The organism is Streptomyces sp. NPDC059788 (genome assembly GCF_042732265.1).
Taxonomy (GTDB): Bacteria; Actinomycetota; Actinomycetes; order Streptomycetales; family Streptomycetaceae; genus Streptomyces.
Genome location: NZ_JBHWHY010000036.1, coordinates 92,139 through 108,373 on the forward strand (window position 1 = coordinate 92,139; position 16,235 = coordinate 108,373).

The 16,235-nt window shown below is 72.6% G+C and carries 12 protein-coding genes; 9 read left to right on the forward strand and 3 right to left on the reverse strand.

The window, feature by feature from the left end:
- Nucleotides 1–123 precede the first annotated feature (123 nt).
- The 6 genes from ACFV57_RS28860 to ACFV57_RS28885 all read left to right on the forward strand — a co-directional run bounded on the left by ACFV57_RS28860 (nucleotide 124) and on the right by ACFV57_RS28885 (nucleotide 7,789).
- The gene (locus ACFV57_RS28860) at nucleotides 124–1,740 is read left to right on the forward strand and encodes an L-lactate permease (protein WP_385238262.1); all 1,617 of its coding nucleotides are present in this window, start codon (nucleotides 124–126) and stop codon (nucleotides 1,738–1,740) included.
- 178 nt (nucleotides 1,741–1,918) lie between these two features.
- The gene (locus ACFV57_RS28865; RefSeq protein ID WP_385238237.1) at nucleotides 1,919–3,277 is read left to right on the forward strand and encodes a phosphomannomutase/phosphoglucomutase; all 1,359 of its coding nucleotides are present in this window, start codon (nucleotides 1,919–1,921) and stop codon (nucleotides 3,275–3,277) included.
- 388 nt (nucleotides 3,278–3,665) lie between these two features.
- Nucleotides 3,666–3,848 (forward strand): Trm112 family protein, encoded by a 183-nt coding sequence (locus ACFV57_RS28870; protein WP_385238239.1) that lies wholly within the window; start codon nucleotides 3,666–3,668, stop codon nucleotides 3,846–3,848.
- Between the two features lie 90 nt (nucleotides 3,849–3,938).
- Complete coding sequence (locus tag ACFV57_RS28875; RefSeq protein ID WP_385238241.1) at nucleotides 3,939–5,081, forward strand: SIS domain-containing protein; 1,143 nt, start codon at nucleotides 3,939–3,941, stop codon at nucleotides 5,079–5,081.
- 215 nt (nucleotides 5,082–5,296) lie between these two features.
- Nucleotides 5,297–6,622, forward strand: a complete 1,326-nt coding sequence (gene manA, locus ACFV57_RS28880) for a mannose-6-phosphate isomerase, class I (RefSeq protein WP_385238242.1) — start codon at nucleotides 5,297–5,299, stop codon at nucleotides 6,620–6,622.
- Nucleotides 6,623–6,829: 207 nt separating this feature from the next.
- Complete coding sequence (locus tag ACFV57_RS28885; RefSeq protein WP_385238244.1) at nucleotides 6,830–7,789, forward strand: cation diffusion facilitator family transporter; 960 nt, start codon at nucleotides 6,830–6,832, stop codon at nucleotides 7,787–7,789.
- 380 nt (nucleotides 7,790–8,169) lie between these two features.
- On the opposite strand, the gene ACFV57_RS28890 is transcribed toward ACFV57_RS28885, so the two are convergent.
- Entirely contained in the window at nucleotides 8,170–10,761 is a 2,592-nt protein-coding gene (locus ACFV57_RS28890) for a fructose-specific PTS transporter subunit EIIC (protein WP_385238245.1), read from the reverse strand.
- Between the two features lie 536 nt (nucleotides 10,762–11,297).
- Here ACFV57_RS28890 and ahcY point away from each other — a divergent pair.
- Complete coding sequence (ahcY, locus tag ACFV57_RS28895; RefSeq protein ID WP_385238247.1) at nucleotides 11,298–12,755, forward strand: adenosylhomocysteinase; 1,458 nt, start codon at nucleotides 11,298–11,300, stop codon at nucleotides 12,753–12,755.
- A 135-nt stretch (nucleotides 12,756–12,890) separates the two neighbouring features.
- Nucleotides 12,891–13,505: a hypothetical protein gene (locus ACFV57_RS28900; protein ID WP_385238248.1), complete on the forward strand. Its 615-nt coding sequence runs from the start codon at nucleotides 12,891–12,893 to the stop codon at nucleotides 13,503–13,505.
- 112 nt (nucleotides 13,506–13,617) lie between these two features.
- Here the strand turns inward: ACFV57_RS28900 and ACFV57_RS28905 are convergent, their stop codons facing one another.
- Nucleotides 13,618–14,700, reverse strand: coding sequence for an RDD family protein (locus ACFV57_RS28905; protein WP_385238250.1), 1,083 nt, complete (start codon nucleotides 14,698–14,700; stop codon nucleotides 13,618–13,620).
- A gap of 135 nt (nucleotides 14,701–14,835) precedes the next feature.
- On the opposite strand from ACFV57_RS28905, the gene ACFV57_RS28910 reads away from it, so the two are divergent.
- Nucleotides 14,836–15,843 (forward strand): stage II sporulation protein M, encoded by a 1,008-nt coding sequence (locus ACFV57_RS28910; protein ID WP_385238251.1) that lies wholly within the window; start codon nucleotides 14,836–14,838, stop codon nucleotides 15,841–15,843.
- Between the two features lie 202 nt (nucleotides 15,844–16,045).
- Here ACFV57_RS28910 and ACFV57_RS28915 read toward each other — a convergent pair.
- A partial coding sequence (locus ACFV57_RS28915; RefSeq protein WP_385238253.1) for a hypothetical protein occupies nucleotides 16,046–16,235 on the reverse strand: 190 nt, incomplete at its 5' end.

Below are 16,235 nucleotides of genomic sequence, written 5' to 3' on the forward strand. Positions count from 1 at the left end.
CGGCGCGGACACCACCATGCCTCCACCCCCGAATGATCCGCTTCCGTATGGCGGAAGTGACGGGGGAGCTGCCCACCGGGAGGCCGAGTGTTCGTACAGCAGCGGATGTCCGTGGCACAGGCGGTGTACGTACAGCAGCCGGAGCCGGTAGCCGATTCGCTCGCCCTGTCCGCGCTCGTCGCCGCACTCCCGCTGATCACCGTCCTCGTCCTGCTCGGCGCCGTCCGGCTGCGCGCCCACCTCGCCGGGCTCACCGGCCTCGCCGTCGCCCTCGCCACCGCCTGCCTCGGCTACGGGATGCCCGCCGGGCAGGCCCTGTCCGGCGCCGCGCAGGGCGCGCTCTTCGGCCTGTTCCCGATCCTGTGGATCGTCGTCAACGCCCTGTGGATCTACCGGATGACGGTCCGCACCCGCCACTTCGACGTGCTGCGCCGTTCCTTCTCCGGGCTCTCCGCCGACCCCCGCATCCAGGCCCTGGTCATCGCCTTCTGTTTCGGGGCGCTGCTCGAAGCGCTCGCCGGGTTCGGGGCGCCCGTCGCGATCAGCGCGGTGATGCTGGTCGCGCTCGGCTTCGCGCCGGTACGGGCCGCCGTCGTCGCGCTCGTCGCCAACACCGCGCCGGTCGCCTTCGGCGCCATGGGCACACCCGTGGTGACGCTCGCCCAGGTCACCGGCCTGCCGCTGGACGCCGTCGCCCCGGTGGTCGGCCGCCAGACCCCGCTGCTCGCGCTCGTCGTACCGCTGCTGCTGGTGTTCCTCGTCGACGGGCGGCGCGGCCTGCGCGAGACCTGGCTGCCCGCGCTCGCCTGCGGAGCGGCCTTCGCCGCCGTGCAGTTCGCGGCGTCCAACTACGTGTCGGCGCAGCTCGCCGACATCGGCGCGGCCCTCGCCGGAGCCGCCGCGCTGGTCGCCGTGCCCGGCGCCCGCAGGCCCGCCGCCGAGCCGGTACGGGCCGCCGTACTGACCGGCGCCCGCAGCGAAGACCTGGACGTCCGCGACGCGCGCGCCGACGTCGTACGGGCCTACGCGCCGTACGCCCTCATCGTCGTCGTCTTCTCACTCGCCCAGATCCCGCCCGTCAAGGACCTCCTGGCCCGGGCCACCCGCACCTTCGACTGGCCCTTCCTGGACGTCGCGGGCCCGGACGGCCGGCCGGTCGCGGGCAACGTCTTCTCCCTGCCGCTGCTCGCCACCGGCGGGACGCTGGTGCTGCTGGCGGGCGCGCTGAGCGCCGCGGTACTGGGCGTACGGGCCGCCACCGCCGTACGGGAATGGGCCGCGACCGTACGCGAACTGCGCCTGGCGATCCTGACCGTCACCTCCGTACTGGCCCTCGCCTACGTCATGAACCTCTCCGGACAGGCCGCCACCATCGGCCACTTCGTCGCCGCCGCGGGCGCCGGGCTGGCGTTCCTCTCGCCCGTCCTCGGCTGGTTCGGCGTCGCCGTCACCGGCTCCGACACCTCCGCCAACGCCCTCTTCGGCGCCCTCCAGGTGACCGCGGCGCGCCAGTCCGGCCTCTCGCCGGTCCTGCTCGCCGCGGCCAACAGCTCCGGCGGCGTACTCGGCAAGATGATCTCCCCGCAGAACCTGGCGATCGCGTGCGCGGCGGTCGGACTGGCCGGACGCGAAGGCGATCTGCTGCGCAAGGTGCTGCCGTGGAGTCTGGGTCTTTTGCTCGTGATGTGCTTGATCGTGGTGGGGCAGAGCACGGCGGTGCTGGGATGGATGCTGCCGTAGCGGCGGTGCGGTGGGCGGGCGACGGGCCTGCGGTGCCTGGGATGCGGGGGATCGCGGCGGCGGGCCTGAGCGGCGTCCCGTCCCGCCGGACCCCGTCCCGCTCCTGACCCGCCCCCGTCTCTCCTCGGCCTCGTACGGGTAGGTTTGGGACCCCGTCAGACATTCAGGAGGGCTGGCTGTGACTGATCTGTCGCAGATCGTGAAGGCGTACGACGTGCGTGGTGTGGTCCCCGACCAGTGGGACGAGACGCTCGCCGAACTGTTCGGCGCGGCCTTCGCCCAGGTGACCGGGGCGGACGCCATCGTGACCGGGCACGACATGCGGCCCTCCTCGCCCGGCCTGTCCCGCGCCTTCGCCCGCGGCGCCGCCGCGCGCGGCGCGGACGTGACCGAGATCGGGCTCTGCTCGACCGACCAGCTGTACTACGCGAGCGGCGCGCTGGACCTGCCCGGCGCGATGTTCACCGCCTCGCACAACCCCGCCCAGTACAACGGCATCAAGATGTGCCGCGCGGGCGCCGCCCCGGTCGGCCAGGACACCGGCCTCGCCGAGGTCCGCGCGCTCGTCGAGCAGTGGCGCGACGGGGAGGGGCCAAAGCCCGCTGCCACCCCCGGGACCATCTCCCAGCGCGACGTCCTCAGCGACTACGCCGCCCACCTGCGCGGCCTCGTCGACCTCTCCGGCATCCGCCCCCTGAAGGTCGTCGTGGACGCCGGCAACGGCATGGGCGGCCACACCGTCCCCACCGTCTTCGAAGGCCTCCCGCTCGACCTGGACGCCCTCTACTTCGAACTCGACGGGACCTTCCCCAACCACGAGGCCAACCCCCTCGACCCGAAGAACATCACCGACCTCCAGGCCCGCGTCCGCGAAACCGGCGCCGACATCGGCCTGGCCTTCGACGGCGACGCCGACCGCTGCTTCGTCGTCGACGGCAACGGCGACCCGGTCTCCCCGTCCGCGATCACCGCCCTGGTCGCCGCCCGCGAACTGGCCAAGCACCCCGGCGGCACGGTCATCCACAACTGCATCACCTCCTGGTCCGTCCCGGAGGTCGTCAAGGAGAACGGCGGCACGCCCGTACGCACCCGTGTCGGCCACTCCTTCATCAAGGGCGAGATGGCCCGGACCGGCGCCATCTTCGGCGGCGAGCACTCCGCGCACTACTACTTCCGCGACTTCTGGAACGCCGACACCGGAATGCTCGCCGCCATGCACGTCCTGGCGGCCCTCGGCGGCCAGGACGGCCCGCTGTCGGAGCTGGTCGCCCAGTACGACCGGTACGCCGCCTCCGGAGAGATCAACAGCACCGTCGACGACCAGACGGGCCGCCTCGCCGCGGTCAAGGCCGCGTACGAGGGCCGCGAGGGCACCGAACTGGACGAACTGGACGGCCTGACGGTCACCACCGCCGACGCGTGGTTCAACCTCCGCCCCTCCAACACCGAACCGCTGCTCCGCCTGAACGTGGAGGCCCGCGACCGGGAGACCGTGGAGCGGGTGCGGGACGAGGTGCTGAGGGTCGTGCGGGGGTGAATCGAGGGTGAATCGGTCGGGACCGGTCGTGGGGGGCCGGCCCTGGTCGGTCGGGGCCGCCGGTCGTGGCTGGTCGAGGGCGCCGGGGCTGTCGTGATCGGCCGGGGCCGGACGGTGGCGGTCGGAACCGGACGGTGGCGGTCGGAACCGGTCGGAACCGGCCGGAACCGGTCGGGCCTCCGGACGGGCCGGCCGAGGCCGCCTTTCGGCCGGACGGGGCCGCCGCACGCCGGTCGCGGCCGGTCGCGGCCGATTGGGGCCGCCCCGCCCGGACGGGGCCGGGCGGGGCCGGTGGCCGGTGGGCCCGTCCGGCCACCTGCGCCGCGTCCCCGCGCCCGGCCCGGCGGTACGCTGGCAGTGCCGTATTTCCGCCGAAGGAGAAGCCCCCATGCCGGTCGAAGCCAGCCTGATCGAGATCCTCGCCTGCCCGGCGTGCCACGCCCCGCTGGCGGACCGGTCGGACGCCGACCCGGCCGAGCTGCAGTGCACCGGCAAGGAATGCGGCCTGGCCTACCCCGTCCGTGACGGCATCCCCGTCCTCCTGGTGGACGAGGCACGACGCCCCGCCTGACCCGGGCGACGCGGCCGTCCGGACCACCTGGGCGGCGCGGCCGACCGGACCGCACCCCGCCCGTACCGGCGATCGGAGGCAGCGCACACCATGCTCGACGAGTCCCTGTTGGACGCACCCGAAGCGCTGGCCGGCGCCGACCGCTACGGACTGCTGCGCGGCGTCGCCGAATCCGGGGCCCGGGTGCGCACGGCGGCCCGTAACGCCGCCGAATCCGGCATTCCCGGCCTACAGCCCGACGGCCGCCCCCGCACCGTCCTCGTGGCGGGCCCGGGACCGGCCGCCGCCTGCGTCGCCGACCTCTTCGGCGCCCTCGGCGGCGGCAGCTGCCCGGTCACCCTCATCCGGCCCACCGGCGTCGCGGCGCGGCCCGGCGCCCTGCGCTGGACCCTGCCCGGCTGGTCCGGCCCCCTGGACCTGCTGCTGATCACCGGCCCGGACGGCACCGACCCGGGCCTCGCCCAGCTCGTCGAGCAGGCGTACCGCCGCGGCTGTTCCGTCGTCGCCGTCACCCCCGCCGGCGGCCCGCTCGCCGACGCCGTCGTGCAGGCCCGCGGCCTGACGGTCCCGCTCGCCACCACCACGTACGACGCCGAGTTCGACGTACAGGGCGCGCCGCCCGCCGCTCCCGGCACCCTCTGGTCACTGCTCACCCCGCTGCTCGCCCTCGCCGACCGGATCGGCCTGCTCAGCGCGCCGCCCGAGCTGCTCGCCCAGCTCGCCGACCGCCTCGACCAGGTCGCCGAACGCTGCGGTCCGGCCATCGAGACGTACTCCAACCCCGCCAAGACCCTCGCCGCCGAACTCGCCGACGCCCTCCCGCTGATCTGGACCGAGGACACCGTCTCCGGAGCCGTCGGCCGGCACTTCGCGACCGTACTGGCCGGACTCGCCGGCCGGCCCGCGCTCGCCGGCGAACTGCCCGAGACGATGACCACGCACGGCGCGCTGCTCGCCGGACCGTTCGCGGCCGGCGCCGACCCGGACGACTTCTTCCGCGACCGCGTCGACCAGCCCACCGCCCTGCACGCCCGGGTCGTCCTCCTCCGCGAAGAGGCCCCCGGCCCGCTCTCCGCCGCGCCCGCCGCCCGCGACCTGGCGCTGGAACACGACACGCCCGTCAGCGAACTGGAACCGGACGGCGGCAGCGCCCTGGACCGGGCCGCCGAACTTCTCGCCGTCACGGATTTCGCCGCCGTTTACCTGGCGCTCGCCGGCACCGAGGGATCATGAGGCCCGTGCCGCCGGCCGCACGGAAAGCCTGAGCCCGGCCCCGCCCAACGGCAGGACCGTCCCCCGGCAGCATCGCCCGCCGGCAGTATCGCCCGCCGAACGGGTACAGCGCGCGCGGCACAGGCAACACCGGTGGCACAGGCAAAACCGGCAGCACCGGCCGCACAGGCAACACCGGCAGCGCAGCCCGAACGAAGAGTCAGGAACCCCGTCACATGGACCGCCTCACGAACACCGTGCGCCCCTACGCCTGGGGCTCCACCACCGCCATTCCGGAACTCCTCGGCACCGAGCCCACCGGCGAACCCCAGGCCGAGATGTGGATGGGCGCACACCCCGGCGCCCCCTCCCGCACCGACCGCGGCGCGGGCCCGGTGTCGCTGGCCGACGTCATAGCCGCCGACCCGGAAGGCGAACTGGGCCCCGACGCCGTACGCGCCTTCGGCCCCCGGCTGCCCTTCCTGCTCAAGCTGCTCGCCGCCGGCTCCCCGCTCTCCCTCCAGGTCCACCCCGACCTGGCCCAGGCCGAGCAGGGGTACGCGGACGAGGAGCGGCGCGGCGTCCCCGCCGACGCACCGCACCGCAACTACAAGGACGCCAACCACAAGCCCGAGCTGATCTGCGCCCTCACCCCCTTCGAAGGGCTCTGCGGCTTCCGGCACCCGGCCGAGGCCGCCGCCCTCCTCGAAGGCCTCGGCGTCGGCGCCCTCAAGCCGTACGCCGACATCCTGCGCGCCGCCCCCGAGGACGCCGCGCTGCGCGAGGTGCTCACCGCCGTACTGACCGCCGACCACGACGAGACGGCCGACGCCGTCGAACAGGCCGCGGCCGCCGCCCGTCGCCTCGCCGCCGAGGACGGCCCGCACGCCGACGCCTACGCCGCGTACGCCGACATCGCCCACCACTACCCGGGCGACCCGGGCGTGCTCGCCGCCATGCTCCTCAACCATGTACGGCTGCAGCCCGGCGAAGCGCTCTTCCTCGGCGCCGGCATCCCGCACGCCTACCTCAGCGGCCTCGGCGTGGAACTGATGGCCAACTCCGACAACGTGCTGCGTTGCGGCCTGACCCCCAAGCACGTGGACGTACCGGAACTGCTGCGCGTGGTCCGCTTTGAACCGCGCGACGCGGGGGTGCTGCGGCCGGAGGAGGCCACGGCGTCCGGCGAGGAGGTCTACGAGACCCCGATCGACGAATTCCGGCTCTCCCGCCTGGTCCTGGCCCCCGCCGCCACGCCGCGCACCCTCGGCGACCGCACCCCGCAGATCCTGCTGTGCACTGCAGGAACGGTTGCGTTGAGGGGGAGCGGGGCGGAGATGGGGGCGGGGACGGGGACGGGGACGGGGACGGCGGTGGACGCTGGTGCTGGTGCTGGTGCTGGTGCTGGTGCTGGTGCCGGGGCCGGGGCCGGGGCCGGGGCCGGTTCCGGTACGCGTACGGAGTTGACGCTCGCGCCGGGCGAGTCGGTCTTCGTACCGGCCGGGGAACGCGTGCAACTGACGGGGGAGGGCACGATCTTCCGCGCGACGGTGGCGGTCTGACGGCTGCCGGAGGAGTGCCGGGCGGCCTCTTGGGCCGCCCGGGGCTGTTCGGCGCCCCGGTGGACGGCCCGGTGGACGGCCCCGTGCGCGCACCCGCGGCCGGGCTGCAACAATGACCCGCCTAAAGGGCTCGTAAAGCGGCCGCCGGAGCGGCCTCGGAGCAGGCTGCGCAACGCAGCCGGTCGACGGAAGGGAAATGCGCCACCCATGAGTGCATCAGGCGGTACCAAGGCGATCGTCGCGGCGCTGGGCGCCAACCTGGCCATCGCGGCGGCGAAGTTCGTGGCCTTCGCCTTCAGCGGATCGTCCTCGATGCTGGCCGAAGGCGTCCACTCCATCGCCGACTCCGGCAACCAGGGGCTCCTGCTGCTCGGCGGCAAGAAGGCCAAGCGCGCCGCCACCGAGGAACACCCCTTCGGCTACGGCCGCGAGCGTTACATCTACGGCTTCCTCGTCTCCATCGTGCTGTTCACCATCGGCGGCGTCTTCGCCCTGTACGAGGGCTACGAGAAGATCCACGACCCGCACGAGCTGGACAACTGGGTCTGGCCGGTCGGCGTCCTCGTCTTCGCGATCATCGCCGAGGGCTTCTCCTTCCGTACGGCCATCAAGGAGTCCAACGAACTGCGCGGCAAGCAGACCTGGCCCCAGTTCGTCCGCCGCGCCAAGGCCCCCGAACTCCCCGTCGTCCTCCTGGAGGACTTCGGCGCGCTGGTCGGCCTGGTGCTCGCGCTCGGCGGCGTCGGCCTCACCCTCGCCACCGGCAACGGCGTGTGGGACGGCATCGGCACGATGTGCATCGGCGCCCTCCTCGTCCTGATCGCCCTGGTCCTCGCCGCCGAGACCAAGTCGCTGCTGCTGGGCGAGGCGGCGGGCCCCGAACAGGTCGCCAAGATCCGGGCGGCCGTGGTCGACGGCGACACCGTCACTCGCGTCATCCACATGCGCACCCTCCACCTCGGCCCGGAGGAACTGCTCGTCGCCGCCAAGATCGCGGTGCAGCACGACGACACGGCCAAGGAAGTCGCCGACGCGATCAACGCCGCCGAGGAGCGCATCCGCGAGGCCGTCCCGATCGCCCGCGTGATCTACCTGGAGCCCGACATCTACAACGAGTCCGCCGCCGCATCGGGCAACAACCCGGCGAAGACACCGGGCGGGGCCTGACAGAGGACTCGACCGGGGCCTGGCCGGGGACTCGGCCGGGACCTGGCCGGGGGCTGGCCGGGGATTCGGCCGGGGCCTGGCCGGGGCAGGCGTCGGGGTTCTGAGTGGGGTCCGGTTGGGGGCGGTACGCGGGCAGGCGCCCCGGGCAGTTCTGCCGCACCGCCCGCGCCAGGCCCCGATCTGCCTGCCCGCCTTTCCGCCAGTCCGCCAGTCCGCCGCAACACTTCCCCCTCATACGGCCTCATACGGCGGGGCCCCCGCACCTGATGTGGTGCGGGGGCCCCGCCGTTCCGTACGCCAACCCTTGCTTCCGGCTCCGGCTCCGGCATCGGCTCCGATCCCGTCTCCGTCCCCGTCCCCAATCCCGTCTTCGTCCCGGGCTACTCCACCTCGCCCAACACCCGCAGAATCGCCGTCTCGTCCGGCGCGCTCCGCAGCCGCTCCCGGAAGTCCGCGTCCATCAACTTCCGCGACAGCAACGCCAGGATGCGCAGGTGCTCGTCGCCCGCCGCGGCCTGCGGCACCGAAATCATGAACACCAGTTTGGCGCGCGTCCCGTCCAGCGAGTCCCAGTCGATGCCCTCCGCGGACCGCGCGAAGCCGACGACGGGGGCGGTCACCGCGTCCGTCTTGGCGTGCGGGATGGCGATCTCCTCGCCGAGGCCGGTGGTGCCCTGCGCCTCGCGCGCCAGCGCCACCCGGACCAGCTCCTCCACGTCCGCCACCTTGCCGGTACGGGCCGCGAGTTCCGCCATCTCACGAATGGCGGCCTCCTTGCCGTCGGCGGCCAGCCGCACCTTCACGGTCGCCCGCGTGAGATACCCGGAAAGCACCTCCCCCTCCGAGCCACCACCCCCAGCAGCAGCCTTCCGACCACCAGCCCCTTCGCCGTCCGCCCCTCCGCCGTGCGTCCCCTGGCCACCCGCCCCTTCATCGCGCACGCCTTCGCCGTCCGCTCCTTGGCCGTCCGCCCCTTCGTCATGCGCGCCGACGCCGGCCGGACCCTCGCCGCCCCGCGGCCTCCCATCCGTACCGTTCCCGGCGGCATCCACCGGCCCGGAGACCACCGACCCGGAGACCACCGCCCCGGCAGCGACCGACCCGGAAGCCACCACCCCCACACCCGCTGCCGCGCCGACGCCCGCCAGGACCGTTTCCGCTCCCGGTACCGCTCCCGGTACCGCTCCCGCTCCCGGCGCCGCTCCCGCTCCCGGTATCGGTACCGCTCCCGCTTCCGGCTCCGCGCCGAGCCCCGCAGCCACCGCGCGGCCCTTCTGCCGATCCGACACGTCCACCAGCGCCACCGTCGCCAGCGCCGTCACCACCGACCCGGCCGCCACGGCCACGAAGAACATCGGCACCCCGCCGACCGCGCCCAGGACCGCCACGATCGGTCCGCCGTGCGGCACCGCGTCCGTCACCCCGGCCAGGCCGGCGATCGCACCGGCGACCGCGCCGCCCAGCATGTTCGCCGGGATGACCTGCGCGGGCCGCGCCGCCGCGAACGGGATCGCGCCCTCCGATATGCCGAACAGGCCCATGAACAGCGACGCCATGCCGGTCTCCCGCTCCTGGTCCGAGTACAGGCGCCGGCGGATCAGCGTGGCCAGGCCCTGGCCGAGCGGCATCACCGGGATCGCGGCGGCACACATGCCCATCACGGTCTGGTTGCCGGTCGCGATCAGCCCCGTACCGAAGAGGAACGCCGTCTTGTTGACCGGCCCGCCCATGTCGAACGCGATCATCAGTCCGAGCACCGCGCCGAGCGCGATCGCGCTGGTGCCGGTCATGCCGCTGAGCCAGCCGGTCAGATGCGTGAAGACCCACGAGATCGGCTTGCCGAGGACGTAGATGAAGAACAGCCCGAGCACCGCCGTCGCGACGATGGGGATCACGATGATCGGCATGATCGGCCGTACGAACCTGGGGACCCGCACCTTCTTGATCCACATGACCAGGTACCCGGCCAGGAAACCGGTGACGATCGCCCCGATGAACCCGGCGCCCGCCTTGGAGCCGTACAGCTCCCCGGTGTTGGCTATCCAGCCGCCGATCATGCCCGGCACCAGCGCGGGCCGGTCCCCGATCGCGTACGCGATGTAGCCGGAGAGGATCGGCACCATCAGCTGGAAGCCGATCGTGCCGATGTCGTTGACGTGCGCCCAGAAGGTGCCCTCCGGGATGACCAGCCCCTTCGGCGTCGGCTCCCCGCCGACCGCCAGGGACAGCGCCAGCAGCAGGCCGCCGACCACGACGAACGGGATCATGTAACTGACGCCGTTCATCAGCGCCTTGTACGCGAGGCTGCGCTCCTTGCCCCCGGAAGCCCCCGCCCGACCGCCGCTACCGCCACCACCTACGACCCGACGGCCGCCTCCAGCCCCACGGCCACCTCTGACCCCGCTGTCACCACCCGCCTCACCACTACCGCCGCTACCGACACCCCTACGGTCACTACCGATACCCCTACGGTCACTACCGCGACCGCTACCGCCGGACCGCCCACCGGCCGCACCCGCGCCACCCGGCCCGGCGCCCTCACCGTCACCACTGCCCCCCTCGCCACTGACCCCCTCGCCGCTCACCTCGTCACCAATCGCCCCGTCCGCCCCGTGCACCGGCGCGCTCAGCACCCGCCCGATCAGTTCCTCGGGATGGCGTATGCCCTCGGCCACGCCCACCACCAGCAGCCTCTTGCCGACGAACCGCGCCGGGTCGACGTCCTTGTCCGCGGCGATGATGATGCCGTCGGCATTCTTGACATCGTTGTCAGACAGGACGTTCTCGGCGCCGATCGACCCCTGCGTCTCCACCTTCATCTCGTGGCCGAGCGCCTCGGCGGCCTGGGCCAGCTTCTCGGCGGCCATGTACGTGTGGGCTATGCCGGTCGGGCAGGCGGTCACTGCGAGCAGCTTCAGCCCTTGCCCGCTCCTCCCCGCACCCTTGGGGGGATCAGCTGGACTGGTGGTCACGTGGTTCTCCTAACGGACGTGCGCGCAAGGTGACGTGCGAGTGTCCTCGCGCTTCTCGCATCCTGCAATACGACGGCACGGGTGCAAAGTGCCCAACGCCACTCCGCTACGGACCGTCCGCCCGCCACCCGCTCCCCGCGCCCCCGCCACCTGCACCCCCGCGCCCGCGACCCGCGTCCGTACCCCCGGCCGCCGGCCGGGGCCCGCGCCCGTCCACGCACAATCTCCAAGGGCGGGCTGGGGTTCCCCGGGGCGATCGGTGTAGATTCGTGACCAGTGCCAGACGTCGCTGCTGATGGCGGTCGGGCGGTCCGCCCCGCGGACCGGCCGAGGGAGAGAGGGCCTCCGACGGACTGCGCTGCGGCCAGGGGAGAGGTGTGTCCGCTCACGCGGAACCGCCCGTACGGTACGCCGCCGAGAGCGGTGTCCCGCGCTCGCGGTATGTCCGCCCGTGCGGAACTTCCGGGCGGTAACGTCCCCACCTGCCCGCGCCGCAGACTGCCAGCCAACCACCCTCGACCCCGGGAGCAACCCGAATGTCGACCGCAGCCAACAGCCAGGACTTCAAGGTCGCCGACCTGTCCCTCGCCGCCTTCGGCCGCAAGGAGATCACCCTCGCCGAGCACGAGATGCCCGGCCTGATGGCGATCCGCAAGGAGTACGCCGCCGCGCAGCCGCTGGCCGGCGCCCGCGTCACCGGCTCGCTGCACATGACCGTGCAGACCGCCGTGCTGATCGAGACCCTCACCGCTCTCGGCGCCGAGGTCCGCTGGGCCTCCTGCAACATCTTCTCCACCCAGGACCACGCCGCCGCCGCCATCGCGGTCGGCCCGAACGGCACCCCGGACAGCCCCCAGGGCGTCCCGGTCTTCGCCTGGAAGGGCGAGACGCTCGAAGAGTACTGGTGGTGCACGGAGCAGGCGCTGACCTGGCCCAACTCGCCCACCGGCGGCCCGAACATGATCCTGGACGACGGCGGCGACGCCACGCTCCTGGTCCACAAGGGCGTCGAGTACGAGAAGGACGGCAAGGCCCCCGCCGTCGAGACCGCGGAGAACGACGAGCACCGCGCGATCCTGGAGCTCCTCAACCGCACCCTCGCCGAGAACCCGCAGAAGTGGACCAAGCTCGCTTCGGAGATCCGCGGTGTCACCGAGGAGACCACCACCGGCGTGCACCGCCTCTACGAGATGCAGCGCGACGGCCAGCTGCTCTTCCCGGCGATCAACGTGAACGACGCCGTGACCAAGTCGAAGTTCGACAACAAGTACGGCTGCCGCCACTCCCTGATCGACGGCATCAACCGCGCCACCGACACCCTCATCGGCGGCAAGACCGCCGTCGTCTGCGGCTACGGCGACGTCGGCAAGGGCTGCGCCGAGTCGCTGCGCGGCCAGGGCGCCCGCGTCATCATCACCGAGATCGACCCGATCTGCGCGCTCCAGGCCGCGATGGACGGCTACCAGGTCACGACCCTGGACGAGGTCGTCGAGACCGCCGACATCTTCGTCACCACGACGGGCAACAAGGACATCATCATGGCCTCCGACATGGCCAAGATGAAGCACCAGGCGATCGTCGGCAACATCGGCCACTTCGACAACGAGATCGACATGGCCGGCCTCGCCGCCATCGACGGCATCGTCAAGGACGAGGTCAAGCCGCAGGTCCACACCTGGACCTTCGTCGACGGCAAGGTCCTGATCGTGCTGTCCGAGGGCCGCCTGCTCAACCTCGGCAACGCGACCGGCCACCCCTCCTTCGTGATGTCCAACTCCTTCGCGGACCAGACCCTGGCCCAGATCGAGCTGTTCACCAAGCCGTCGGAGTACCCGACCGACGTCTACGTCCTGCCCAAGCACCTGGACGAGAAGGTCGCCCGCCTCCACCTCGACGCCCTCGGCGTCAAGCTGACGACCCTCCGCCCCGAGCAGGCCGCCTACATCGGCGTCACGGTCGAGGGCCCCTACAAGTCCGACCACTACCGCTACTGATCCCCCGGCACCCGGCGCCCGCCCCGCCACCGCGCGCGTCGGGCACCACCGCCGGCAGTCGGTGATCCAGGCCCCCGCCCAGCACCATGGCGGGGGCCTGACCCGTACCACCGGACCCGACCAAGGACCACCCCCATGCCCCGCGGCCGCTACTCCCTCCACGACCCGCACGATCACACCCCCCTCGGCGAAGAACACTTCCACTGCGCCACCGGCCCCTCCGGCTGGCGTTACGTCTCCCAGCTCACCACCCCCTCCGGAGACCACGCGGGCTCCGTCGACCTCACCCTCGACGACCTCGGCCGCCCCATCCGTCTCGAACTCCACGCCGGCGGCTGGCAGGTCCGCGGCGCCGCCCTGGAAGGCGTCACCTGGGTCCGTACCGACCCGACCGGCGCCCACGCCACCGAAGGCAATGTCCCCGCCCACACCTTCACCGGCGCGTCCCCCGCGTTTCTCATCGCCACCGCCCGGCTGCTCCGCCCCGCCCCCGGCGCCGGAGCCGTCCGCACCCGCCTCGTGGCCTTCACACCCCCCGTCCTCGCGCCCCGCACGCTCGACCAGTCCTGGGCCTTGGTGAACAGGACAGCACACGCCACTGACAACGACCCGCTGACCGCGGACGAATACCAGGTCAACGACCTGGAGACCGGTGAACAGCACGCCGTGCACCTCGCCGGCGACGTCGTCCTGTCGGCCCCCGGCATCGAACTCGAAGACCTGGAAACCCCGCCCTCGACGTTCACCTGACCCCGCGGCCGGACACCCACGACCGGCCGCCCCCCCGGCCCGCGGCCCCTCGGCCGGCCACCCCACACCGACCGCCCCTCGCACCGATGTGCCCGCTACGTCGCCTACGTCGTCACACCGGCGGCGCGAACCCCGTACGACGCTCCCCGCCGCTCTCCGGCCCGCCCCCGGCCGCGTCGCCGCCCCTCACAGGGGCCGACTCCACGGCGCCTCCGCCGCCCTGCTCACCCGCCGGCGACACATACGCCGTAGCCGCCGACGCCACCTCCGGCCCCGATCGCTGTCCCTCCGCCGACCGCGCCTCCCACGCACCCGACCGCGTCCCCCAAGCCCCGTCGGCCCCACCACTCCCGTACGCACCATCCGCGCGCACATCACCCCCGTACGCGCCTGCGTACGCACCCTCACGCCCGGCCGCCACCACCGGACCCGGTGCCCCCAGCGGCGCCCCGAACGCCCGCTGCGCCTCCCGCGCCTGCCGCTCGCCCACCACCGCGGCGAGGTACACCGCCGGATACATCCCCGCGGGCGCCGACGCCCCGGTCCAGCCGCTCAGATCCCCCGCCAGCCGAGCCCCCATCGCCCCGCCGACCTGCGGGTCCAGCTGAGGTATTCGGCTCAGGTACTGGCGCACCGTCAGCCACCAGCTGTCCGGAACGCGCGACAGGTCCAGCGCGCCGAGCTCCGCCGCCAGCCAGGGCGGCGGGGGCGGCAGCACCGGCATGCCGCGCTGGGCGGGTATCCGCTCCCGTACGACCACGGTGCCCGCGAACACGTCCCCGAGCCGCCGCCCCCTGGCCGAGACCAGCGAGGCGATGCACGCCACCACACCCATGGTCAGCACGATCTCCACGGCACCCAGGGCGCCGCGCACCAGCGCGTGCCGGAAACGGACCGGCCCGCCGTCCTCACGCACCACCCGCAGGCCGCACACCAGCTTCCCCAGCGACCGGCCGCGGCTCAGCGTCTCCACCACGATCGGCACCCCGACCAGTACCAGCACGAACAACGCCACCGACACGGCAGCCATCGCCGCCTCGTCCATCGAGGCCGTGGCGCTCAGCAAGAGCACCGATATCAGTACATAGGCGCTCCAAGTGACCGCGAGGTCGACGAGGACCGCCAGCGCCCGACTCGGCAGCCGGGCCGGGCGCAGCCCCAGCACCACTGCCTCGCCCGTCACGAGCTCGTTCACGCGCGCCGTCCTCCCATGCCCTGCCCCGTTCCGTACCGGTCCGTCCCCGGACCGGCGCCCGCCCCACTGCCGACCAGCCCAGTCTGCCAAGCTGACGGCACAGTCACCGCACGGCGCCGCCAGGAGCTGAATCCCATGGACCTCGATGTCTTCGTTAGGGCCCACCGTGCCGAGTGGGACCGGCTCGAAGCACTGCTGCGCCGCAGACGCCGCCTCACGGGCGCGGAGGCCGACGAACTGATCGCCCTCTACCAGCGCACCACCACACACCTCTCCTTCCTCCAGGCCAGCGCCCCGGACCCGGCCCTTACGGGACACCTCACCTCCCTCGTGGCACGCGCCCGCAGTACGGTCACCGGCGCACGCAAGGCCTCCTGGCGCGATGTCGCCCGGTTCTTCACCGTGTCGTTCCCCGCCGCGGTCTACCGCCTTCGGCACTGGTGGATACCCACCGCACTCCTTTCCACCGCGGTCGGCGTCCTCATCGCCTGGTGGATCGCCACCCACCCCGAGGTCCAGGCCGCCATCGGCGCCCCCGAAGACCTCCGCGCCATGACCCGGCCGGGCGGCCAGTACGAGACGTACTACTCCAGCCACCCCGCCGCGTCCTTCGCGGCCCAGGTCTGGACGAACAACGCGCAGGCCGTCGCCCTCTGCCTGGTCCTGGGCGCCTTCCTCGGCCTGCCCGTCTTCTGGGTGCTCTTTCAGAACATGCTCAACCTGGGCGTCGGCCTGGGCCTGATGTCCTCGGCCGGCCGCCTCGACTCCTTCCTCGGCCTGCTCCTCCCGCACGGCCTCCTGGAACTCACCGCGGTCTTCGTCGCGGCCGGCATCGGCCTGCGCCTGGGCTGGACCGTCATCGACCCGGGTCCGCGCACCCGCCGCACCGCACTCGCCGAAGAAGGGCGCTCCGCCCTCGGCGTCGCCATCGGCCTCGCCGCGGTCCTGTTCGTATCGGGCGCCCTCGAAGGCTTCGTCACCCCCTCCGGCCTGCCCACCTGGGCCCGCATCACCATCGGTGTCGTCGCCGAGCTGGCCTTTCTCACCTACGTGTACGTACTCGGCGGCCGAGCCGTCCGATCAGGCGAATCGGGAGACATCGACGAGACGGACCGCGAGGCACCCGTCCCGACAGCTGCCTGATGTGCGTACAGCACCTCTGACCTGCTAATCTCCTCATCTCCCCAAGAAGTCCGTTGACACGGGCCAGGCGGGGAGGTAGATTCAAACGGTTGCCACGGGCTAGACATGTTCGAGCGCAACAGTTAGTCTCTCGTCTGCTTCGGTCGGGAAGTCGATTCCGCGAAGCACCTCCGAATCTTTATCCGGAAAGCGTCCACCGATTTCAGATCGGCGAAACGCTTCTGATAAAGTCGGAACAGCCGAAAGGCAAACCCCCTCCGACGAAAATCGGAAACGAATTCAGACCGGCAACGGACTGAAAATCGGATCTGCTAGAGTCGGAAAGGCCGGAAAGCGAAAGCCGGACGGCCGCCCCGCTCCAGCAGGGGCCGGATACGGAAAGCGGAAACGCC